Below are 22,015 nucleotides of genomic sequence, written 5' to 3'. Positions count from 1 at the left end.
TCGGCGACCTCTTCCCACTTTCGAGTCCTCACCTTGGCATATCTATTGCACTATTTTAGCTGTGTCAGTCCACTACAATACGCTGTGCCCTTACGATCGATGTGGTTCAATTCTAAGAATTTGTAGACTGTAACTTTTCTAATCTTGCCAACACTTCTGAACTATGAACTGTTGGATTAACTTTGACAAAAGTTTCGCGCAATACGCCTTGAGGATCGATAATAAAACTGTGGCGCATTGATAAGTAGCCGAGCCACGAACCGTAAGCTTTACTCACTGAACCATCAGTGTCAGCTAAAAGCGGGAATTTTAATCCCTCTGAATCACAAAATTTGGCGTGAGAATCAATATCATCAGCGCTTACGCCAATAATTTGGGTATTTTTATCGAGGTACTGGGGTAAATCTTGCTGAAAACGACGAGCCTCTATAGTACAACCAGAGGTGAAATCTTTAGGATAAAAGTAGAGGACTAGCCACTTACCCCGCAAGTCAGAGAGGGAAATTTTGCCATCACCTGTGTTAGTTGGCAAAGTAAACTCTGGTGCGGGTTGATTAATTGCAGGAAGTTTACCACCCAGAGCATCAGCAACAGGGGTAAAGTTCAGCCAGCTGATGACAGAAAGACAGCTGGCAAATAATATATTTAAGAAAGTGCGGCGGGAAATCATGATGCAAACCAAAATCACAACTTTACACAAGTTTACAATTCTTGGTTGCAGCAAATCTCATTCTAAGTAAGATTCGGGAGGTTTCTCTGTGCTTTCGATGTATTGGCTATCTAGGAGAAAGAATCCCCTAGTGAAGCGAATACCCCAATATCCACCGGGACGGCGGTCAATGACTATACCCTCTTCACCAATGTGAATGACATCAGGGGGGCGCAGCATAGGCATAGGATCAGCAGTTTTGACGTAGGATGGTAGTGCTACAACCCGCACTTTACTACCAATTGTGAATTCTTGAGACATTTTAATTAAGCTAGAAGTTTTGATTAACTCATAACTTATAACTATCTTGAAAGTCTAGTAAATTGGGAATTAGGCATTGGGAATGGGGAATTGGGAATTGGGAATTGGGCATGAAGAAGAGACAAGGTAGACAAGGAAGAGAGCAAAGACAAGGGAGAAACTTATTCAATAATTCCCCCTTGTCCTCCTTGCCCCCCTGCTCTCTCAGGGCTGTTTCATTCCCTAAAACAGGTAAAATTGCAAGGGTTGAGGGGATAAAAATCATGGGTGCTACTCTGGTTGAACAATTGAAGCATTGTTCATTTCTCATGTTGAATAATCAACTAGAGAGTATACGAACATTGCAGGTTCACCCCGTCGCTTCTGCTATAATTCATAAAAATTATGTTATGCACTCTAAGTTTTAACTATAGAAGCGATGGGGGAGCATCTAGTAGAACAGCGATCGCTATAATTGCAATTGGCGACGAGCAATTATGAATTATTCAGTCAAATAATATAAAATACTAAATATAAATATTGCTAAGAGAACAGGAACTATTTTATTAAAGTCTATTTGCTTTTTTTGAACCATTTCTAAACAAGACATCGGAATCATCACAGGCCAGAAAATAGTTGTTACCAAAAACATCACAACTGATAAAAATTTATCTTCTGGAGTGGAAGCAGGATGACGCACGGAAAATATTAACCAGTTGCTTAAAAAATAGCATGTCATTAACAAGTAAGCAATAGTTAAAGTCAGTTGTATCTGATTCACTGTGAGTACTCCTGAAGTTATGTGAGCTTCACCAAATATCATCCGTACAACGTTATAACATATTTAGTTTTCTCTATTAGACTAGCAATTACTAGTGTATTTATATACGAGCTTGTTGCTATTTCTGTCATATCAAACTTCTCTTTTTGTTTGTAAAGTCTTGTTAACTATCTTTAGAGAAACTTTTTAAATTTTGGATGATGAATATTAAATACCACGATCCAAAATTTAAAATTCGGTTAGCGATGAGAGTAATAATTAAGCAGTCTTAAAAAATCGAATAATTTCGCGGACATGATCGAGAAATTGCCCGTCGGTGGAAAGCTGTGCGATCGCAGTTCGGGCTTCTCTTGCCAAGCGCTCATGTTCAGTTTGATTTGTCGCCCGTAATTCCTCAAAATTTGCCGCAATCCGGGCTAAATCTCTGCGAGTCTCTTCAGCAAAGCGTTGTTGAGTTGCGGATAAAGAATAAGGTTGTTCAGGGTTGAGTTGATCTTCCAATGATTGGATTTTTTGCTCCAATATTGAGAAGCGATCGCGCAGTTCAACAATATCTTCACGCGGATACTTCCATTCTTGGCGAATCATCGCTAACCTAGCGTATAAATACTCATAAGCTCGAATCGCTGGACGCAGAATCGTTAATAACAAAGCTGCACCAGAACTTATATATCCCACCGTACTAATACCAGTGGCAGCCAGGGTATAAAGACCAACTGCTGAGAAGAAGTGTAAAGCCAGGGCTACCCAGAGCGATCGCTTCGCCAACAATGTGACATACTTCACTTGCTTCTCATCAACTGGAATTCCTTTCTCAGTTGATTGTGCTGCTTCTGCTAAGACTTCTTTCGCTTGAAAATGGACATTCCACGGTACGGTAACAATTACCAACAGCCACCAAAAACTTGCACCACCAATCACCCAATCCAGAAAATTACCAGCAGGGATGTGTAACCATTGCAGTAAGCTAAAAGCTGTTAATACCACAACCACAATTCCAATGATAGAACTGATAAAAAAGTTAATATACATTTTGCCCTGTCTCCGATGAAACCATCATCTCGATCATGACTATGACGCAGCAGTTATACGTAGATGGTTGTGATGGTTTTTCTATTTGCACATACCAGTTTTTCAATGAAGTAGCTACACCAATTAGGTTAATTATCTTTGCTACCCTTTTGGGGAAGGTAGCAACTGCTTTACTCTGTCGCCAAAGGCGTATTTTGGCAGTGTCCAGTGGTTGGGTAGGTTGATGGTGTTCATGGTTGTCAGTGGAATATGAAAATTTTTCACTTTTGTGGTTAGGTGTGGTTGGTTTTTGGGCTGTATAAGTACAGGCTGTCGAAGAAATAGTTAAATGGACTCACAAAGAATACTAGCTCTTGCAAAACAAGGTGATGCAAATGCGATCGCGGCACTGATAAATAACTCCTTAAAAGGAAAACGTATTATTGCTAAAGTCACCAAAAAAGATGACCGCTTGCAAGTTATTCTGGAATCGTCGGAAGTGCCGAACCAAGAGTTGCTAGTCAGCACTATTCGCTCCAGTTTAATGTCGTTAGCTCATGAATCTATTAACCACGTCAAGATATATGCGCGTCCTTCAGTTGCTAGTCCAGTATTCTGGAGCGAAAGATTTAGCTTAACTAGTACAGAAACCCCAAAAATACCTGATTTTAGTCCAGCAATGAGTGTAGAAGCATCTGGGCATCTCAAGAAAGAGGCTCGGAAAAGAGAAATAGAGTTTAACTTGGTATTTTGGGGCTTCTTAATTTTCTTGTTTGCCGGATGCACTGCTATAGGGGCTTTGTCTAGCAACTCAACCAGTGACTCTGGTGATTGCTACAAGCAAGCAGGACAAGACATACTCAAGCGTGAAGGTAATAAAGCGTTAAACCGTTCTGATGTTGAACGGTATTACGGCGAAATGAGAGGTCGCTGTACATAAGCAGACGGCTTTCGCGCAATCTTCATTACTTTTCAGTACCTTTATCAGAACACTGTTTTAAGTAAAAGAGTTAAAACTGGGATTATATTTTTAACTCAGTATTGACTATGTTAGTGAAAAGATTTTGTGCAGTTGCTAGCGCTATTATTGTTTTGAGTTTGCCTACAGCCGTGAGAGGTGCTGAAAAGTACTTCAATGTTGGACTGGATACTTTCGGCGACCCGTTTTTGTTGGACACCACCACAATGGGCGAGAAAGATAAAAAATTTGGAAGCGTTATCAAGATTTACCAGATCAAAAATAACCTCTTTATGTATGAGTACATACTTCGTCCTTCGTGTTCTGATGCCAGGATATGGGCAGTTGGACACAGAGTCTACAACATTAATAGCGGCAAGAAAATAACCGAGGAAAAGGAAGATCGGGAAATTCCTAATCGTGGGGATAATCCTGGTAGCACAGCACTGAAGTATTACTGCCAAGCTATTAAGGCTCGTGGCTGGTAGTTCTAGATGAATTGCAGAGGGAGGAAAGAAAAATTATTCTTTCCTTTTTCTGCTGCTATTTTTGACCTTGGTTAACCCTCCTCTCTAATTCAGCCTCGGCTTCTTCAATTGACATTAGTTGTGGATTTGGATTCGCTACGTGCAAGCGATCAACGTATGCGTGAAACGCTTCAGTGTTGTTAGGATTTTGCAACACGTAAGCTCGTAACTCGGTATCAGACATATCCGCAAAATTGGGCTGTATCATTTGGTAACGACCTCCCCGTTAGGATAAATTTCTATTTCTATTGTGTCTCCGACCAGCATGACTATACGCTTTGTCCTTTCGTCCATCCGCACTAAGTTAATTGGCCGAAGTAAATTGCTCATCCTCACCGACATCCGGTAAAAGCTTCGTAATTGTTCTGGTGTTGGCTCCAATTTCACCTCATATTTAATCGCGTGCGAGTCGCGATCACACTTTTTTAGGCAGCAGACAATAGACAAAGGTTGCATCTTTACTGTTCCCCGTCTCTATTGGATGAGATAGCTACGCCAAATTGATTGAGTATCTTTACTACCTTTTTCTGGAATTAGCGATCGCCAAGTTTTACCTTCTTGCTGAATTTGCAGGTAAACATCAAAGGGTTGTTTTGGTTGTGTCAAACTCCGTTTTGGTAGCTTCAAAATTAAATCGTAGGTTCCCTGAACGCGGAAAGCTGGTAAATTTCCAATGGTTAGGGGTTGTTCTTGGGTAATTGATAGCCGCTTAATTTCAAATCCTTGAAAATCTAAATCCAACTGCTGGCTCAGTTTTTGTTGAGTTTGCTCTAGCCCAAGTGCGATCGCTTTTTGCACTAAGTCGCTAGTCGGTAGCAGTCCAATACTGCCACAAGCTGTAACTAGCACCAGCAATATTGCTGTCAAAACTAACCGCACTATATTATTCACTGCCTAATCTGCTATTTTCTTCCTTATCAGTTTAACCGGATGGGCTGCTGCTTTTTCCGCATTGAGTGACTCACGCTTCTGTTGCTTGAAGATAACCAACAATTCTTCGCTTAAATGGCTAGTGTAGGTATAGTAATCTGTTTCGGCATGGGACTCGGATAGATGCACTGCAACGATTCCACCTTACTATAATTAATTTGAACTTGATATTATTCCCAATCCAAAATCCAAAAATATGAGGATGCAAGCAGATGCCGTGGTTTGTAAAAATTGAAGAGGGCAAAGTTGATAAACCTACCTTTGACCAATATGTACCTGCTCATAAAGCCTACATCCAGGACTTGATTGGGAAAGGACACAAAGCGCGAACAGGCTATTGGGCAGAGCAAAGAGGCGGGATGTTGCTGTTTGAGGCAGCATCAAAGGAGGAAGCAGAAGCAATTGTCACTGATGATCCCTTGGTAAAACACGGTTGCGTCAACTATCAGCTTTACGAATGGCGAATTGTTATGGAATAACACCCCCTTACTGATTTTTTATGTTATTCTTTTAGAAGACCTGGATCTATGCGATTGCAACACCCAAATCTTGTCAGAACCGGAAGGTAGCAGCAACACGGGAGGCTTGTGATAGGCGTAGTCTCCGGGTCGCCCTATTTTTAGGAGCGGTCAGCGACAATGGCTGGTTTTGGAGATATTGTTCAAAAAGCTTTTTACCTCGGTGTTGGATTAGCTTCTTACGCAGGTGAGAAAGCAGGGGGAAAATTAGCCCAAGTGCGATTGCAAGTCCAAAAACTGGCAGATGAAATGGTCGCAAAGGGCGAAATGAATACAGAAGAAGCCCGCCGCTTCGTTGAAGATATGATGAAGCAAGCCCAACAAGCCCAAGCATCTACCGAAACTTCCGAAAAAACACCCCCTTCTGAACCTCGCCGCATTGAGATTTTAGAGGAAGACGAAGAACCAACGGTGAAAGAGGGAGAAACTGGTGAGAATGTGGATAAATTGCGCCAAGAAGTTATAGACTTGCAAAACGAGTTAAAACGATTGCAACGCGATCAATAAAAAGTATTTTTTGATTGAGATAATCAGAATAAGTGGCACTTTGACATGGCACTTCCTATAGAAACTTGATAAGATACATTGCCTAGTGTGTATTATAGTGCTTTCACCCAGATAACACAAAGCGTCCTGTTTATAGCCTGCAAAGGTGTCAAGTTATATGGAACAGTGGCAAAAAGATTTAGTAGAAATTGTTGAGACAGTGGCTGATGAAGTAGAGCGTTTCTTCCTGGGAATGAGTGAAATGGTAGACGCTTTTTTTGAGCTAACGGAAGAAATTACTGAGCAAGTCCCTAACATTGTTACTGAAGTCGATCAGTATTTACAGGATTTGGCTGAACCAATGTTTGAGGCTTACTGGGAACTGGAAGACATGGTGGCAGATGTAGATCCAGGTTTTCCTTATTCAGTTGAACCTACATCTGAGAAAAATCCTGCCTGTATCGGTTGTACTCACTATCACGGTCAAGTTTATGGTGGTAATTTATTAGTTTGTGCTATGCATCCCCACGGTTGTGAAGACGAGAATTGTCCAGACTGGGAAAAGGAAGAGTATTGAGTGGGGAACGGGGAATGGGGAATGGGGAATAAAATTATTAAAAGGATGTAAAGATAAGTACAATAACCAATGACAAATGACACATGACAACTGACAAATTAGCTGAAAGTTTATCCCCGACAAGCCAAGAAATGAAGTATGGCGAACGCGAAATTGCGGAAGGCAAATTAATTACCTTTCCGAATCCGCGTGTCGGCAGACGATATGACATTAATATTACTTTGCCGGAATTTACTTGTAAATGTCCGTTTTCTGGTTATCCTGACTTTGCGACAATTTACGTTACCTATATTCCTGACGAACGGGTAGTGGAATTAAAGGCGCTAAAGCTTTACATTAACAGTTACCGCGATCGCTATATTTCCCACGAAGAATCTGCTAATCAAATTTTGGATGATTTTGTAGCTGCTTGCGATCCGTTAGAAGTGAGTGTTAAAGCAGATTTCACGCCTCGCGGTAATGTACATACTGTAGTTGAAGTCCGGCATCAGAAGTAGCTTCAAAGGGCGATTACAAACCGCGACTAAACAGGCAAAACCCACCTCCGTGGGTTATATGCGATCGCGAGTTTTTCTAGTCAGGATTTGAATAGCCAAAAAAAATAATATAGAAAAACATGGCAACTTTTGTAGGTTATGATACGCTATCTCCTTGAGAAGTGTCGAGGAACCGAAAATGACTAAGCTGCGCGTGGGGTTACTGTTTGGCGGTCGTTCGGGAGAACATGAAGTTTCAATTAAATCAGCACGGGCGATCGCTAAAGCCTTAAGTGCAGAGGAAAATGCTAATAAGTACGAAATACTCCCTTTTTACATCCAAAAAGATGGACGCTGGTTAGCGGGAGAAGCACCCCAAAAGGTTTTAGAAACTGGTAGTCCGCTTCTGGAAGCTGAATCAACTTCTGAGGGAAATCTGATATCCAATCCTCAAGCCCAAACCCTCAGCAAATGGCAATCTCCCTCCCAAGTTGCCCAAGTGGATGTTTGGTTTCCCATTCTCCACGGGCCCAACGGTGAAGACGGGACAATTCAAGGGTTGCTAACTTTGATGCAAGTCCCCTTTGTTGGTTCCGGGGTGTTAGGTTCGGCGATGGGGATGGATAAAATTGCGATGAAAATTGCTTTTGAGCAAGCGGGACTACCACAGGTAAAATATAAGGCGATAACTAGAACGCAAGTTTGGTCTAATCCTTGTGTATTTCCGAAATTGTGTGATGACATTGAAGCAACATTAGGTTATCCTGCTTTTGTCAAGCCGGCTAATTTGGGTTCATCAGTGGGTATTGCCAAAGTGCGATCGCGCCAAGAATTAGAAGCTGCTTTAGATAGTGCCGCCAGTTACGATCGAAGGCTGGTTGTAGAAGCTGGTGTCGTTGCCAGAGAAGTTGAGTGTGCCGTTTTAGGAAACGATCAACCAAAAGCCTCTGTCGTTGGAGAGATTAGTTATGATAGCGATTTTTATGACTATGAAACTAAGTATACAGAGGGTCGGGCAGATTTACTGATCCCAGCATCGATTCCAGATGCGATCGCCCGTCAAATTCAGGACATGGCTTTGCAAGCCTTTACAGCTGTTGATGCTGCGGGTTTAGCAAGGGTAGATTTCTTCTATGTCGAAGCCACACAAGAAGTTTTTATTAACGAAATCAATACCTTACCAGGCTTTACTGCAACGAGTATGTATCCTCAACTCTGGGCCCATAGTGGAGTCTCTTTTCCTGAGTTAGTCGATCAATTAATTCAACTTGCTCTAGAAAGATATTCTCCTAATTAAGGCAGAAAATAAGTGAAGTAATTTCAGATTATTAGGGCAATAAGTCACAATAAATACACAAATTTGGCAAAAGTTAGCCAGATTTGGTAGCTTAGGTTTTACAAAAAAGCTACTGAAATCTGAAATTTTGTTACGGATACCTGATGCTTGACTCCTCCAGTACAATTTATTGACTAGAGGGGTACAAATCTGAAAGTAATCATGAAAAAAACTCAGAGTGTACAGCGCGAGCCAACCCGACTCAGAAGGGCTACTCCACAGCTGACAAACAGGAAATCGAGATTGAAACAAAGCTCGAATGTTCTGATATATCTGGTTGCACATCATCCTTGGCTATTATTAACCGGGTGTTTAGCCATGTTTTTAGGAGGTGGTGCTTTTGCCCTGTATAGCTTAGGTAATGCTGGACAGGTAGCACAAGAAGAACCAGAAACAATCCCAGTTATTATTGAAGAACCGATTAGTCTGCCCTCTGAGAATAGTAATCCTGTACCTTTATGGATGGTAGCTGCGATCGCCCTCAGTTGTGGTAGTGGTTCTTTGCTCGTTTTCAAAATACTTAACCGGAAAACGCAACCACAAAAAATCCAAAAACAGGTTAATCGCCATCAGGCACGCTTGGCACAAAGCCAGTATCAAAAATTGGAACCACGCCTTCCCAAGAACCAGCCAATTTTTGTGCCACAGGCTCAATTGATGCCGATAATGCAGATGCAACCTAAAGCAAAACATTTGGTGACGGTTCTGCCAGCAGAACATAAGCACCACTTGGATACGCGCACAGAATCTTTGGCAGACTTGATGGATCTTCGTAAAGATAGTTCATTGTCTGCGATTTTACGCCAGTATTAAATTTTTTGTAAAGCAAAAACCTTTCAAAATAATACTTTTTGCAAATTAGGGCACGGTTATACTGTGCCTTTTTTAATATCTATGTCTAGTAGTCTGCCAAGGGAACTTGGCGGGGTAAAGGGTAAGGGCGAAGGGGGAAAGGGTTTAAATCCCTTACCCTTTTCCCTTTCCCCTTTCCCCAGCCCTCACTTAGCATTTTTGGGTTGGCAGACTACTAGGGCTTTCCAAGAAATAAATCCAGGACTTACACACTGTACAAATTAATGATGGTATGCATTTACGAAAATAGGTTGTTTCAGGCTTTTATTAATTATTGTTTGATGTTAAATCTACCTGCAATGTCAATAAGGTTCGGTAAAGGGGAAAGGGGAAAGGGTAAAGGGGAAAGGGGAGAGGTTTTGAATACATCCTTTACCCTTTACCCCTTACCCTTTCTCCAGACCACAAGGAAAATGAAAAATTTTTACTTAAGTTCTGGGGGCAAACATGATAATGAGAACACTTACTAAAGCTAAACATGCTCCTATGAGGTCGTAGCGGTCTGGAGTTACCCCGTCTACCTTCCAACTCCAAAGCATTGCGATTGCGATAAATACACCGCCGTAAGCCGCATAAACTCTGCCAAAATTTGCCGATTGAAAAGTTGCAATCACCCCATAGAAAGCTAAAGCAATTCCCCCCAATATGCCCCACCAGAACGGCTTACCTTCTCGCAACCACAACCAGATTAGGTAGCCGCCCCCAATTTCAAATAAACTAGCCCACAAAAAATACAGCAGAGACTTAATCATTTGACTGATTTGCTCATCAGGTCGAACTCAGTAAAATTACGCTAACGCTTTTAACTAAAGTATTGTCATTAATTAAAGTAAGTTTGTTGAATTGGGAATTGGGAATGGGAATTGGGAATGGGAATTGGTTATTTCCTTCCTTAGTGCCTCCCCAGTCACCCAGCCCCTCTGCTTCTTCCCCAGCCCCGAGAATGTAAATAAGGCTTAAGGATGAAAGCACCATTACCTGATAACGAAGCACAAAGAATCGAGACACTTTTGGAGTATAAAATTCTCGACACACCATCTGAAGCTGCCTTTGATGACCTCACCCATTTAGCCTCGTATATTTGTCAGACTCCTATTGCCTTAATTAGCTTAATTGATACAAATCGCCAGTGGTTCAAGTCAAGAGTCGGTTTAGATACCCCAGAAACACATCGAGATTTGGCATTCTGTAGTCATGCTATTTTACAGCCTGATGTTTTTGTTGTACGCGATGCAACAGATGACGAAAGGTTCGCCACCAACCCACTCGTTACATCTGACCCAAATATTCGATTTTATGCTGGTGTACCTCTGACTAACCCTGAAGGATATGCTCTCGGAACTTTGTGTGTGATTGATTACATCCCACGAGAACTTACTCCAGATCAGATAGAGGCATTACGAGCATTAGGTCGTCAAGTCATCAAGCAACTGGAATTGCGCCGAAATTTAGCAAGTTTGGTACTTGTTACCAAGAAAAGCAAAGACGTGCAGAAGGTAAGCAAACAATTTTTCAAAAAAATTGCAGCAGGTTTTGGTGTCGCGTCGGTAATTTTAGTTTTGATTGGTGTGGTTTTTTATCAAAATACAACAGTCTCTACTCGTAACCGCAGTATCATAAAAATTACTTATCAAAAAATTAACACTTTAGAAGAATTACTATCTCAAATAAAAGATGCGGACACTGGGCAACGTAATTACATTATCACTGGAAAAGAAACTTATCTAAAACCTTATCAAGCATCACTTGCCAACGTCGAGCGAGAAATTGCCAAACTAAAGAATTTAACTACAGATCGAGCAAATGAACAAAAGCAGATTGCAACGCTTGAATCCTTGATTGCAGCTAAACTTACACAACTAAATCAGACTATCGACTTACGCCAAAAGAAGGGAGCAGAGGCGGCGTTGCAGGTATTACTGACAAATAAAAGCCAAAATCTCATGGATGATATCCACAAGGCGATTGATGAGATAGAGAACGAGGAGAGGGAGCGGCGGCAGGAACTTTCACAAGTAGCACAAGCTTGGACTCGCAAAACAACCGTGACAATTGCGATCGCTATTTGCCTAAGTTTTATCGTTCTTGCTGTAGTTTACTACTTTATCTACCGTGAGGTAACAGAGCGCAAAAGGGCAGAAGAAACCTTAAATCAAGAACGTAACTTTATCTCAGCAGTTGTTGATACAGCCAGCGCGTTGGTAATCGTTCTCGATTCTCAAGGGCAAATCGTTCGTTTCAATCAAGCTTGTGAGCAAATGACGGGTTACTCCTTCGATGAAGTCAGGGGTAGGTATTTTTGGAACTTGTTCCTAATTCCTGAAGAACTGGAGTCAGTCAAAGCAGTTTTTGAGGAATTGCTAACTGGTAGAGGCTTTCTGGAGTATGAGAACCATTGGGTAATGAAGGATGGTAGCCGACGACTAATTGCCTGGTCGAATACCTTCTTAAAAGACTATGAAGGATCGGTAGAATACATTGTTAGCACTGGCACTGATATCACCGATCGCAAACGAGTACAAAAGCATTTAGCTGCACAATATGCTGTAACCCGTGTTTTGGCAGATTCTACCACAATCAACGAGGCTACACCCTTAATTGTGCAAGGAATTTGCGAGAGTTTGGGATGGGATTTAGGTGAAATTTGGATGGTCGATCAGCAAGCAAATGTGCTGCGTTTTCTTTCTATCTGGCATCAACCATCCCTTGAAGCGCAAGAATTTGAAGCACTGAAGGGGCAAATCACATTTATAGAAGGAATTGGGCTACCTGGGCGTGTCTGGGCTAGTTCTGAAGCTGTTTGGCTTACTGATGTCGTTAACGATCTGAATTTTCCTCACTTCAAAATCGCGGCTCGAATAGGGCTACACACAGCTTTTGGTTTTCCGATCCGCACTGGTAACAACATTCTGGGCGTGATTACCTGCTTCAATCGTGAAATTAAACCTCTTGACCAAGATTTAATCAACACGATGAATTCTATTGGTGAGCAAGTGGGTCAATTTATTCAGCGTAAGCGGGCTGAAGAGGAATTACAACGCCAAAACTTGCGATCGCAACTTTTTACCGAAATCACCCTTAAAATTCGCCAATCTTTGCAAATTGAAGAAATTCTCGAAATCACTGTCAAGGAAGTCCAAAAGATTCTCCAAACTGACAGAGTTTTGATTTATCAGCTTTTACCAGAAGAGTCTGCAACCACTGTTGTTGAAGCAGTAGTTTCTGGCTCACCAGCAATCAAAGAGCAAAATATCACCGCCCCTTACTTGCGAGCAGAATACCTGCAACAGTACTATCTACAGCAATACCGCCAAGGAAAAATTTTAGGATTGGCTGAGTTAGATTTACTCGAAGTCCAACAAAGTGACCTGAAATTAATCCAACAGTTTGGGGTCAAAGTCAACTTTGTTGTACCTATTTTGGTCAAAGAAGAACTTCGCGGTTTGCTCATAGTCCACCAGTGTGATGATTCTCACCAATGGTCTAGTTTTGAAACTCATCTCTTGCGGCAAATAGCCGACCAAGTAGGTATTGCTTTAGCCCAAGCTCAACTTTTAAAAGCAGAAACCCGTCAGCGACAAGAACTTGAAATTGCCCGTCGCCAAGCTGAATTAGCTTCTCAGACTAAAAGTGCTTTTTTGGCAAATATGAGTCATGAAATTCGCACTCCCATGAATGCTGTTTTGGGGATGACTGGTTTACTGTTAGATACTCCCTTAAATGCAGAACAGCGAGATTTTATTGAAACAATTCGTACTAGTGGAGATGCCCTTTTAAGTTTAATCAACGAGATTTTGGATCTTTCTAAACTTGAGGTTGGAGAAATGGCTCTGGAAACTCTAGATTTTGACTTATCCACTTGTGTTGAAGAAGTGGTGGAATTATTGGCTTCATCAGCCTACAATAAGGGATTAGAAATTGCTGCACTAATCGATCGCAATGTCCCTAACCACCTCAAAGGCGATGCTAGTAGGTTACGGCAAATTTTGATGAACCTAATCAGCAACGCTATCAAGTTTACCAGCGCTGGTGAAATTGTAGTCCAAGTAGAGTTGCGATCGCCCTTGCCAAAATCATCCCTTCCTTGCACTACAGCCACCATCCATTTTGCCATCACAGATACAGGTCTAGGTATTAGCCCTGAAGACCAACGCAAACTCTTTACACCATTTACCCAAGTGGATGCTTCGATTACTCGCAAGTATGGTGGTACCGGTTTAGGATTAGCCATCTGTAAACAACTGGTGACTTTGATGGGAGGAGTCATTGGCGTGGAAAGTCAGATAGGAAAAGGATCTAAGTTTTGGTTTGAGATACCTTTTGCTCGCCAACTTCAGCCTGTTTTGCCAAAAGATGATGGCTTGTCTGTGACATCTTACGACAACGACAACACCAAGAGCGATCGCGAACTTTTGAACAATCGCCGCTTATTAGTGGTGGATAACAATGCTACTAATTGCAAAATTATCTATCATCAAGCTACTGGTTGGGGAATGCAGGTAGATCGAGCCGACAGTGTTGAAGCTGCACTCATTGCTATTCAAAAAGCTTCTGAGCAGGGTAATTCCTATGATGTCGTCTTGGTAGATATGCAAATGTCTCAAACTTCTGGCATGAGTTTAGAAGAACAAATTAAAGCTAATTCTGCAATTGCTCAGATCCCTTTGATTGTACTCACCTCTATTAATCAACGCGCCCAATTGCAACGGGCAGCCAAAATAGGATTTTCTGCTTATTTAGTCAAACCTGTTAAATCTTCTCGACTACTCGATACCATCATGAATATTCTAAAAACTCAGCCGCAACCAGAAGAGGCTAAAGGAAAAAAGCTAGAGGCTACTAAAGAAATTTCAAGTACAGAAACTTCCAGCGTTCTTACTTCTTTTTATCCTAATTCCTCTACTCATTCCAAGTTAAAAATTCTCTTAGCTGAAGACAATTTGGTGAATCAAAAAGTCGCTCTAAAGCAACTCCAAAGTTTGGGCTACAAAGCCGATGTCGTTGCTAATGGAAAGGAAGTCTTGCAGCTATTAGAAAAAATCCCTTACGATTTGATTCTAATGGATTGCCAAATGCCAGTTCTTGACGGTTTAGAAACCACAAAAGAAATTCATCGTTGGCAAGAAGATGCTTTTGCTTTACGTCGTCGTCCTGTGGTTATTGCAATGACGGCTAATGCGATGAAAGAAGATGAGGAAATGTGTCTCAACGCTGGAATGGATGACTATCTGAGTAAACCAGTATTTAAAGAAAAATTGGCTGCAACTCTAGAGCATTGGACAGGTGTGATCCGCTCAAAACAAGAGCCAGTTGTTGACGAACAGACAGTTTACATTACAAATAACGACACAATTGACTTAGCAATTGATTGGGAACATTTGCATCGCATATCAGGGAACGACCCAGAATTTGAATTAAATCTATTGCAAGTATGCATTGAAGATATGAAACCCCGTTTAGATATAATTATTGCTGCGATCGCATCTAATAACTTTGGGCAAATTGTGCAAGAAACTCATCATCTAAAAGGTGCTACTGCCAACATTGGAGCCACAGCTATGTATGTAGTAGCTGACAAACTAGAAAAATTAGCTTACTATCAAGACCTTAGAGATGCTAAGAACTTAGTTTTAGAGTTAAAAGAATTTGTCAAATCTGTCCAAGAATTTTTAGCAGTAAAGAATTAGGATTAATTCTCTATGAGTAGCGGGTAAATACGTGATATTATAATCAGTTCTCGTTTACGTGAGCTACACTCGTAGGGGCATAGCAATGCCCATTGGTGTCAACTTAAGAAGATTTTGCCCAAATTTTGAATGGGAACCGCTATATGATAATTTTAAACCTTAATTTTGCTGAAACTATGTATTGGTAAAACTTTCAGCAGCTAAAAACCCAAGTTACATCATTCCTGTACTAGACTTTGGTTTAGTTTATATATTAAAATACACTAAGCCGATAGGAATAGTGGTTTCTTTATGGAAAGCGTCCAAAATGTCAGTCAAGAGTTGAATGTAACAGGAGAAACAGTCTTAGAGGATTTAAAACAATCTACGCCAGAAGAGTTTAAAAAAGACATTTTCAAAAAACTCAGAGGTGGATTTTTTCTGGTATTGGGATATTTATTATCACCACTATGTTGGTGGAATGACCTACTATTCAATCTGCCAATAGCTTATGGTTTTGGGTATGCATGTAGTTTACTTTCCCCAAAATTACTTCTGCCTTGTTCAATTATCGGATACTGGCTCTCTAATATTGTGGGAATTCTCTTGATGCAATTCGGTTCTAAAGATATTTTTCAAAAAGAACCTCAAGAGCATAACCTCAAAAAAGAATTATTCACTGGTTTAATTTCTTCAACAGCGTATACCCTGTTGATTATACTACTGATTCAGTTGAAGATTCTCGATTCTCCCATTTTATTCTCTAACGGGTAATTTAGTCGAGCGAATTTCTACAGAATAAAACAGGAGCCAGAATTCTGAATTCATAACTCAGAATTCAGAATACTCTAGCCATAAATGGATTGAGTATTAAGGCGAGAATATTTTAATTTTTTCGCTTAACTTCGGGCGAAAGCGCGTAGCGGGGCGAAGTACGGTTAAAACCTCTATTCGTCACCCACTCGTACAGAATTCATACTGAATTCTGACTCCTGACTTCTGAATCCTGACTTCTGAATTCTTCTTATAAAGAGATACCCGAATCATTAAAGAAGCTGGGTATCTCATTTTTTGGTTGTAGAGTAAATTATTGAATTAATCAAATTTTAAAAGTTCGCTTAAATTCAACAATTTTGGAGCCTCCTTGCTTACAATTAATGGTAGCTTGCCATTCCATTTTTCTATTGCTTGCCTTTGCAGGATTTCAGGAGTTAAGCCATCACGTAATAATCTGTGTGCCTCAGCCTCTCCTTTGGCTAAATTAACTTTTGCTTCAGCCTCTTTTGTTGCTTTCAGTGCAATAAACTCTGCTCGTTTTGCTTCTTGTTCAGCAATCTGCTTCGCCTCTACCGCCTCACCAAATCTTTCTGAAAAATGGACGTGAACTAGAGAAATATCATCCACTGCAACGTGATAGCTACTTAGTCGTGTAGACAATCCATCATCGACTCCACCTTTGACTTCACCTCGCTTTGTAATAATTTCTTCAGCAGTATATTTTGCCATTATTGCTTTTACTACTTCTTCAACTGCTGGGTTAATAATCCGCATAACTACAGCTTGTTCATCTCCAATTTCTTGGAAAATGATATTTGCTTCTTGGGGAATAATATGCCAATTTAGAGCTACATCGGTGAAAACATTTTGTAAATCTTTGGAAGAAGCTTCAGTCGAAATTTCCTGTTTTTGGACTCGAATACTTAACTTTTTTACAGTATTGACTACAGGAATAATTAAGTGAAGTCCTTCTCCTAATATCTGGTTTTGTACTTCGCCAAATTTCATCAATACGCCTCGTTCACCTGCATTGACAATTACACAAGGTGTAAGGAAGAGAGTTATCAAGAACAAAAGAGCAGTTAGTTTGCCAGCACTGTTAAAAGTTGTATTTTTTATCATCTGTGTGAAACATGTATGCGTCTTGCATAGAGACACATATTTAGGAGTTATAAGCTTCTTGCCGTTATGCTCTTATAAGTTTGGCTATAAGTCAATTTTCATTTCACTCTAGACAAGTTAAGAACTTATTATTACCAATAAGTAGCAAGTGAATCAATAAGCCAGCGTAGAGGGATATAGATAAGTCATAAATGTGTAATTGACTACCTAAAATTGGAGATAGTAAAGGTTTAGATAGCTTTTGGTAAACCTAAATTACTATAATGATATCGAAAAACAGTAGTATTTGAAAAGGTAAGTTTGCCTCACCGAAAAAAGTAGAGGCCGTCCCAATACTACTCGGGTTTTGCATTTTCAACTCAGAATTTGGTTTGGGAAAAGGTTACTGGGATTGGGTTAAAGGCTTTTTCTTCCCCTTTTCCCCAAAACCCGATAAGTATTGGAGGTCGTTCTTGGAGGAGAGACTACTGAAGGGAGGGAGTGAAAATCAGGACGAGGCGATCGCGTCATTGAGAGTAATGTTATAGTAGTCTAGGCAATGCACTAACATTTCCCTTAATTCACGACATTTGAATATAGAACAGAGACTCAAATGTGTGGAAAATACCTGGAGAGGTGTCCGAGTGGTTCATGGTGACGCACTCGAAATGCGTTTTGGGGAAACCCAACGGGGGTTCGAATCCCCCCCTCTCCGTTAAATATAATCAGGGCAAGGCTAAAAAGCTTTGCCCTTTTATTTTGCACCCATAATTGAGCCATTTTGTCAAGTCGCCAAACTCCTACTTCACTATGGCCACAGCCTGATGAACGGATCGGGTAAATTAAGATAAGTAAAGAAAACGCTTTAAACTACATGACAACTCTCAGCTTAGAAGAAATTTCTATTCAGTTAGAAAGTCCGAACTTACGCGATCGCATGGTAGCCCTTGCTAATCTGCGAAATGTTGCTCCTGAAGATGCAGTCCCTTTGATTAAAAAGGTACTAGACGATGAATCTTTGCAACTGCGATCGATGGCAATATTTGCCCTTGGAATCAAGCCAACGCCAGAATGTTATTCAATTTTGGTCAGAATTCTTGTAAATGACCCCGATTATGGTATGCGTGCTGATGCCGCGGGTGCTTTAGGATATTTAGGCGATCCCAGAGCCTTTGAAGTGCTTTCACGGGCGTTTTATGAAGATACCGATTGGCTAGTACGCTTTAGTGCAGCCGTTTCTCTCGGTAACATTAAAGACCCGCGTGCCCATCAAGTTCTTCTTCAGGCATTGGATAGCAAAGAAGTAGTGTTGCAACAAGCTGCAATTTCTGCGCTCGGAGAAATTAAAGATATTGAGTCCGTCGATCAAATTCTGCGCTTCGCCCAATCAGATGATTGGTTAGTTAGGCAGCGTTTGGCAGAAGCTTTGGGAAATCTTCCCACTCCCAAGAGTATCTCAGCTTTAAAATACTTAGAAAAAGACAATCATTTCAACGTTGCTGAGGCAGCCAGAATTAGCCTCAAAAAGCTTGAAGAAATAGGCAATCAAGCTTAATAATATTAGAACCTCCTGCTACCTTTTAATAATTAAGTGGGAATTTTAGCTTTTTGATGCAGGGTAATTTCATTCATGAATATTGAAGAGTTTTTTCAGTTAAGTGCTGGTAAATGGTTTTCTCATCGCACTAGTCAACATTTGGCTTTTAATGAATCTGAGCATAGCAAGTCAGACATCATCATTGAGACGCTAGCAGTAGATCGTCCAGAAGCGATCAAAGTATGTCAACAATACAAAATTAATCCTACTTCCGCCTCCTGTGCTATGAAAATTAACTGGAATGGCACAATGGAAAAGGATCAATCAAAACACAGTGGTTCAACTGTGTTAGTTTCAGTACCTAATGCAGATAATCCCTCAGAAGGCAAGTTACTGCGGGAAATACTCGATGCCCAGAAAACTCCAGTTGCCGGACACTATAAATTTGACAGTGATGGTGCATTGATTCTAACTATAGAAGATGAAAATATCTGGTCAGAGGAGCGCCTGTGGTTTGCTAGCCCCAATTTGCGAATGCGGGTAAATGTCCTCAAGAGTTTTGGTGGATTTAGTATTACTTCCTTCACTTCTGAGATTCGTATGGGTGGTTTTCCACCTGCTGCGAAGGCTTCTGAGGCGGCTAATTCAGTATCTAGTTAGTATTCCCCAAAAAATAAAAGACGCGATAAATCGCCGTCTCTACAAAGGACTGGTTATTGTAAAGACGGTGATTTATCGCGTCTCTAAAATCTCGGGCGTGTCATCAAAAAACCCGATCTGAACTGTATTCGACTTTACCGATCGCTCTAAATCGAAATAAACCGAAACTAGAGCATTGCACAAAAAACCCCCGGCTTTTCTAAAATCAGCGTTTTTAAATTTGCAAAAAGTTGGCGATCGCCTGCGGTAATGGCAAAATAATTACAATCAACAAAGCCATTGCCAGTAATCCCCAGATATCACGTTTGTTATCTAATTCCGTGACATCATTGAGTGCAGGCTCATCAATCAAAGGCATAAATAATAAGATAATCGCCCACATCAAAAATTCTTCCCGAATTAACGAAAGTAATAGCAACAGGACACGAGCAATTTGACCAATAGCGATCGCAGTTCGTTGTCCAAACATTGCATGGATAATGTGACCTCCATCTAATTGTCCCACAGGCATTAAATTTAAAGCCGTGACAATTAATCCCAGAAAACCAGCTACTGCAACCGGATGCAAATCAAGGGCTGACTTTGCCGTTAACTGACTTCCCAAAGCTAATTTTGACAAAAGCGCTAGTAAAATCGAATATTTGGGATTGAGGGCATCAGGATTCAAAAACCGGGCTTTTTCTTCAATCAGGGGAACCACCTCAGAATGAGCCAATCCCCATATTAATAATGGCAAGGTGACAACAAAGCCTGCAATTGGCCCAGCAATACTAATGTCAAATAAAGCTTTGCGGTTGGGAATGGGACTACGCATCTGAATAAATGCACCAAAAGTTCCCAAAAAGAAAGGTATGGGAATAAAGTAAGGCAAGGTTGAGCGAATCTTGTAGGATTTAGCTGTCAAATAATGCCCAAGCTCATGAATTCCCAAAATAGTCATCAGTCCTAAAGCATAAGGTAATCCTTTCAATAGAACATCTGGGTTAGATAGGATTTTTAACAAAGAGCCAGTTTTCCATAGAGGCGGAAGAGAAACACCAGCAATTTCCACTCCCACCAAGGTAGTAGTTATCAAAGTAACTAATAGTAGCAGTAGTGCTAATCCAGGTCGAGTTAAACGTTCTTGATTGTGTCCTGGTGTATTTTTATCTTTAGCAGCTTGAGCATTAGGAACTAACACAAAGAAAGGTTTGCCGTTAAAACCTTCTTGAAAGATCAACACGAAGCGATCGCCAAATTGTGCTTCAATATTAGTCTTAATCTGTTGATAAGCGTTGCTGGCTTTAGTTCGCAACTGACCACGGCAAATTACAGCTTGTGGTCGATACTCAATATTTTGAACGTAGTATACAGACCAAGGGAAACAATTTCGCAGTTGGGTTTCTTCTGTTGGTTCAATGGGACGCACTGTTGGTTCTGTGGTGGGTTGGATAATCGGCTGTGATTCTGAGGCTTGGGTTTGGGCTTGGGTCTGTGTATCTGTTGGTACTCTCCTTCCCCATTGAAACAAGATCCAGTACAACAGTGTGCAGACAAATAATGACGAGATGAACAGCGCCGGTGGTGGAGGTTGTTTAGTTCCGTACATCAACGTCCATCCACTCAATAGCAATGCTGGTGTCATTAAAACCAGCCATAACAACCATACTGGCGTGCGGGTGATATTAGCGACGCTTTGCTGCACCATTAGATAAGTAGCTAGCCCCAGTAGGAGGAGAAACAAAAACCAAAATCCCATATTATCTTCAGTAATTTTGACAAAACGCCCCACCAGTAGCTTTAGCACCATAGCATTAACTACAAGGCAGACCTTAAACCCCAATTTTTCCGAACGGTTAACAGTGCTATAGAATTTGTGAGAATTTCTCCACTGTAACTAGATTGTCCACAACTCCTCAGTCGGTTCTTTTATTATGTGCCCTCTACCTCAACAGCCAAATCATATAACTAAGCCACCACGGGCTGTATTCACAGACGAAGTTCCTAGCGAAAGTTCTCTGCAATCAGAATTTGCACCAGAAAGCATTTTTGCTTTTCCACCCAATCGGGACACATTAGGAGGAACCTCTTATTTTATTGTAAGAAATGAAGGCAATATCCTCATAGATTGCCCTGCCTTAGACCAAACAAATCAAGATTTTTTAGCCGCGCATGGAGGTGTGCGTTGGTTATTTCTTACCCATCGAGGCGCTATTGGCAAGGCTGCTGAAATTGGGCAAACCTTTGACTGCGAGGTACTCATACAAGAACAAGAAGCTTATTTATTACCAGGCGTAACCGTAACTACCTTTAGTCAGGAATTTACTCTTGATGCTGCAACACAAGTGATTTGGACACCAGGCCATTCTCCCGGCTCATCTTGCCTATACTACAGTGAGCTTGGTGGTATATTATTTTCTGGCCGCCATTTACTTCCTAATCAGAAGGGTGAGCCAATACCATTACGGACAGCTAAAACCTTTCACTGGCGGCGACAGATTAAGAGTCTTCAGTTCTTATTAGAACGTTTTACACCTGAAACTCTCAAATACATTTGTCCGGGAGCGAATACAGGCTTTCTTAGAGGTAAGCGTTTTATAGATCAAGCTTATAAACAGCTTGCTTCTCTAGATTTATCAGCTTTACTGCAAATACTTTAGGGACAGGGGACGGGAGGCAGGGAGCAGGGGGCACCCGGATTTCTCACCACACCTCGAATGGAGGAGTAAGGAGTAATGAGTTATGAGTTATGAGCGAATACTTCAATATCTTTAGGACTTACTCATTACTTCTTATTTCTTACTCATTACTTATTACTCATCATCAAACGCTTTGGAGCTTGTGAGAAATGCGGGGGCAGGGGGTAGGGAGCAGGGAGCAGGGGAAATCACCGT

The 22,015-nt window shown here is 41.0% G+C and carries 25 protein-coding genes, 1 tRNA gene and 1 other RNA gene; 16 read left to right on the top strand and 11 right to left on the bottom strand.

What is annotated here, in order from left to right:
- Positions 1 to 112 precede the first annotated feature (112 nt).
- From RMZ41_RS28785 to RMZ41_RS28770, 4 genes are all read right to left on the bottom strand, one after another.
- Positions 113 to 670: a peroxiredoxin gene (locus RMZ41_RS28785; RefSeq protein ID WP_322640019.1), complete on the bottom strand. Its 558-nt coding sequence runs from the start codon at positions 668 to 670 to the stop codon at positions 113 to 115.
- 57 nt (positions 671 to 727) lie between these two features.
- On the bottom strand, positions 728 to 970 hold the full coding sequence (sipA, locus tag RMZ41_RS28780) for a regulatory protein SipA (RefSeq protein WP_322640020.1): 243 nt from the start codon (positions 968 to 970) through the stop codon (positions 728 to 730).
- Between the two features lie 481 nt (positions 971 to 1,451).
- Positions 1,452 to 1,730, bottom strand: a complete 279-nt coding sequence (locus tag RMZ41_RS28775; RefSeq protein ID WP_322640021.1) for a hypothetical protein — start codon at positions 1,728 to 1,730, stop codon at positions 1,452 to 1,454.
- A gap of 258 nt (positions 1,731 to 1,988) precedes the next feature.
- A complete protein-coding gene (locus RMZ41_RS28770; RefSeq protein ID WP_322640022.1) occupies positions 1,989 to 2,762 on the bottom strand; it encodes a hypothetical protein in 774 nt (257 codons plus the stop codon).
- Positions 2,763 to 2,803: 41 nt separating this feature from the next.
- Here RMZ41_RS28770 and RMZ41_RS28765 point away from each other — a divergent pair, with 41 nt between their 5' ends.
- The 3 genes from RMZ41_RS28765 to RMZ41_RS28755 all read left to right on the top strand — a co-directional run bounded on the left by RMZ41_RS28765 (position 2,804) and on the right by RMZ41_RS28755 (position 4,187).
- A complete protein-coding gene (locus RMZ41_RS28765) occupies positions 2,804 to 2,986 on the top strand; it encodes a hypothetical protein (protein WP_322640023.1) in 183 nt (60 codons plus the stop codon).
- Positions 2,987 to 3,090: 104 nt separating this feature from the next.
- On the top strand, positions 3,091 to 3,681 hold the full coding sequence (locus RMZ41_RS28760) for a hypothetical protein (protein ID WP_322640024.1): 591 nt from the start codon (positions 3,091 to 3,093) through the stop codon (positions 3,679 to 3,681).
- 101 nt (positions 3,682 to 3,782) lie between these two features.
- The gene (locus RMZ41_RS28755) at positions 3,783 to 4,187 is read left to right on the top strand and encodes a hypothetical protein (RefSeq protein WP_322734501.1); all 405 of its coding nucleotides are present in this window, start codon (positions 3,783 to 3,785) and stop codon (positions 4,185 to 4,187) included.
- 55 nt (positions 4,188 to 4,242) lie between these two features.
- Here the strand turns inward: RMZ41_RS28755 and RMZ41_RS28750 are convergent, their stop codons facing one another.
- From RMZ41_RS28750 to RMZ41_RS28735, 4 genes are all read right to left on the bottom strand, one after another.
- Positions 4,243 to 4,434 (bottom strand): DUF6887 family protein, encoded by a 192-nt coding sequence (locus RMZ41_RS28750; RefSeq protein WP_322640026.1) that lies wholly within the window; start codon positions 4,432 to 4,434, stop codon positions 4,243 to 4,245.
- A complete protein-coding gene (locus tag RMZ41_RS28745; RefSeq protein ID WP_409876137.1) occupies positions 4,431 to 4,613 on the bottom strand; it encodes a DUF6888 family protein in 183 nt (60 codons plus the stop codon). Before RMZ41_RS28745 ends, RMZ41_RS28750 begins: the two co-directional genes overlap by 4 nt.
- A gap of 87 nt (positions 4,614 to 4,700) precedes the next feature.
- The gene (locus RMZ41_RS28740) at positions 4,701 to 5,108 is read right to left on the bottom strand and encodes a hypothetical protein (protein WP_322640192.1); all 408 of its coding nucleotides are present in this window, start codon (positions 5,106 to 5,108) and stop codon (positions 4,701 to 4,703) included.
- A gap of 12 nt (positions 5,109 to 5,120) precedes the next feature.
- Positions 5,121 to 5,285, bottom strand: a complete 165-nt coding sequence (locus tag RMZ41_RS28735) for a hypothetical protein (RefSeq protein WP_322640027.1) — start codon at positions 5,283 to 5,285, stop codon at positions 5,121 to 5,123.
- A gap of 83 nt (positions 5,286 to 5,368) precedes the next feature.
- Between RMZ41_RS28735 and RMZ41_RS28730 the strand changes: the two genes are divergently transcribed.
- The 7 genes from RMZ41_RS28730 (at position 5,369) to RMZ41_RS28700 (ending at position 9,362) form a co-directional block, all read left to right on the top strand.
- On the top strand, positions 5,369 to 5,635 hold the full coding sequence (locus RMZ41_RS28730; RefSeq protein ID WP_322640028.1) for a YciI family protein: 267 nt from the start codon (positions 5,369 to 5,371) through the stop codon (positions 5,633 to 5,635).
- Between the two features lie 37 nt (positions 5,636 to 5,672).
- Positions 5,673 to 5,769: signal recognition particle sRNA small type (ffs, locus tag RMZ41_RS28725), an RNA gene on the top strand.
- 25 nt (positions 5,770 to 5,794) lie between these two features.
- Entirely contained in the window at positions 5,795 to 6,181 is a 387-nt protein-coding gene (locus RMZ41_RS28720; RefSeq protein WP_322640029.1) for a phasin family protein, read from the top strand.
- A gap of 157 nt (positions 6,182 to 6,338) precedes the next feature.
- Entirely contained in the window at positions 6,339 to 6,737 is a 399-nt protein-coding gene (locus RMZ41_RS28715; protein ID WP_322640030.1) for a hypothetical protein, read from the top strand.
- Between the two features lie 83 nt (positions 6,738 to 6,820).
- Positions 6,821 to 7,234 (top strand): preQ(1) synthase, encoded by a 414-nt coding sequence (gene queF / locus RMZ41_RS28710; protein ID WP_322640031.1) that lies wholly within the window; start codon positions 6,821 to 6,823, stop codon positions 7,232 to 7,234.
- Between the two features lie 178 nt (positions 7,235 to 7,412).
- Positions 7,413 to 8,510 carry a D-alanine--D-alanine ligase family protein gene (locus RMZ41_RS28705; protein ID WP_322640032.1) on the top strand — a complete coding sequence of 366 codons (1,098 nt, stop codon included), beginning with the start codon at positions 7,413 to 7,415 and terminating at the stop codon, positions 8,508 to 8,510.
- 282 nt (positions 8,511 to 8,792) lie between these two features.
- Positions 8,793 to 9,362 (top strand): hypothetical protein, encoded by a 570-nt coding sequence (locus RMZ41_RS28700; RefSeq protein WP_322640033.1) that lies wholly within the window; start codon positions 8,793 to 8,795, stop codon positions 9,360 to 9,362.
- 467 nt (positions 9,363 to 9,829) lie between these two features.
- Here the strand turns inward: RMZ41_RS28700 and RMZ41_RS28695 are convergent, their stop codons facing one another.
- Positions 9,830 to 10,153 carry a YnfA family protein gene (locus RMZ41_RS28695; protein WP_322640034.1) on the bottom strand — a complete coding sequence of 108 codons (324 nt, stop codon included), beginning with the start codon at positions 10,151 to 10,153 and terminating at the stop codon, positions 9,830 to 9,832.
- A 210-nt stretch (positions 10,154 to 10,363) separates the two neighbouring features.
- Here RMZ41_RS28695 and RMZ41_RS28690 point away from each other — a divergent pair, with 210 nt between their 5' ends.
- Both RMZ41_RS28690 and RMZ41_RS28685 read left to right on the top strand, forming a co-directional pair.
- Positions 10,364 to 15,088: a GAF domain-containing protein gene (locus RMZ41_RS28690; RefSeq protein WP_322640035.1), complete on the top strand. Its 4,725-nt coding sequence runs from the start codon at positions 10,364 to 10,366 to the stop codon at positions 15,086 to 15,088.
- 291 nt (positions 15,089 to 15,379) lie between these two features.
- The gene (locus RMZ41_RS28685) at positions 15,380 to 15,841 is read left to right on the top strand and encodes a hypothetical protein (RefSeq protein ID WP_322640036.1); all 462 of its coding nucleotides are present in this window, start codon (positions 15,380 to 15,382) and stop codon (positions 15,839 to 15,841) included.
- Between the two features lie 321 nt (positions 15,842 to 16,162).
- Here the strand turns inward: RMZ41_RS28685 and RMZ41_RS28680 are convergent, their stop codons facing one another.
- Positions 16,163 to 16,966 (bottom strand): prohibitin family protein, encoded by an 804-nt coding sequence (locus tag RMZ41_RS28680; RefSeq protein WP_322640037.1) that lies wholly within the window; start codon positions 16,964 to 16,966, stop codon positions 16,163 to 16,165.
- Positions 16,967 to 17,575: 609 nt separating this feature from the next.
- Here RMZ41_RS28680 and RMZ41_RS28675 point away from each other — a divergent pair.
- From RMZ41_RS28675 to RMZ41_RS28665, 3 genes are all read left to right on the top strand, one after another.
- Positions 17,576 to 17,660, top strand: a tRNA-Ser gene (locus RMZ41_RS28675).
- 159 nt (positions 17,661 to 17,819) lie between these two features.
- Complete coding sequence (locus RMZ41_RS28670; RefSeq protein WP_322640038.1) at positions 17,820 to 18,500, top strand: HEAT repeat domain-containing protein; 681 nt, start codon at positions 17,820 to 17,822, stop codon at positions 18,498 to 18,500.
- 75 nt (positions 18,501 to 18,575) lie between these two features.
- Complete coding sequence (locus RMZ41_RS28665) at positions 18,576 to 19,142, top strand: phycobiliprotein lyase (RefSeq protein ID WP_322640039.1); 567 nt, start codon at positions 18,576 to 18,578, stop codon at positions 19,140 to 19,142.
- Between the two features lie 214 nt (positions 19,143 to 19,356).
- Here RMZ41_RS28665 and RMZ41_RS28660 read toward each other — a convergent pair whose 3' ends face one another.
- The gene (locus RMZ41_RS28660) at positions 19,357 to 20,880 is read right to left on the bottom strand and encodes a site-2 protease family protein (RefSeq protein WP_322640193.1); all 1,524 of its coding nucleotides are present in this window, start codon (positions 20,878 to 20,880) and stop codon (positions 19,357 to 19,359) included.
- A gap of 175 nt (positions 20,881 to 21,055) precedes the next feature.
- Between RMZ41_RS28660 and RMZ41_RS28655 the strand changes: the two genes are divergently transcribed.
- Positions 21,056 to 21,781, top strand: a complete 726-nt coding sequence (locus tag RMZ41_RS28655) for an MBL fold metallo-hydrolase (protein WP_322640040.1) — start codon at positions 21,056 to 21,058, stop codon at positions 21,779 to 21,781.
- The last annotated feature ends 234 nt before the right edge of the window (positions 21,782 to 22,015 follow it).

The organism is Nostoc sp. DedVER02 (genome assembly GCF_034530675.2).
In the GTDB taxonomy this organism is placed as follows: domain Bacteria; phylum Cyanobacteriota; class Cyanobacteriia; order Cyanobacteriales; family Nostocaceae; genus Nostoc.
This window is presented reverse-complemented; position numbering and strand designations above follow the sequence as displayed.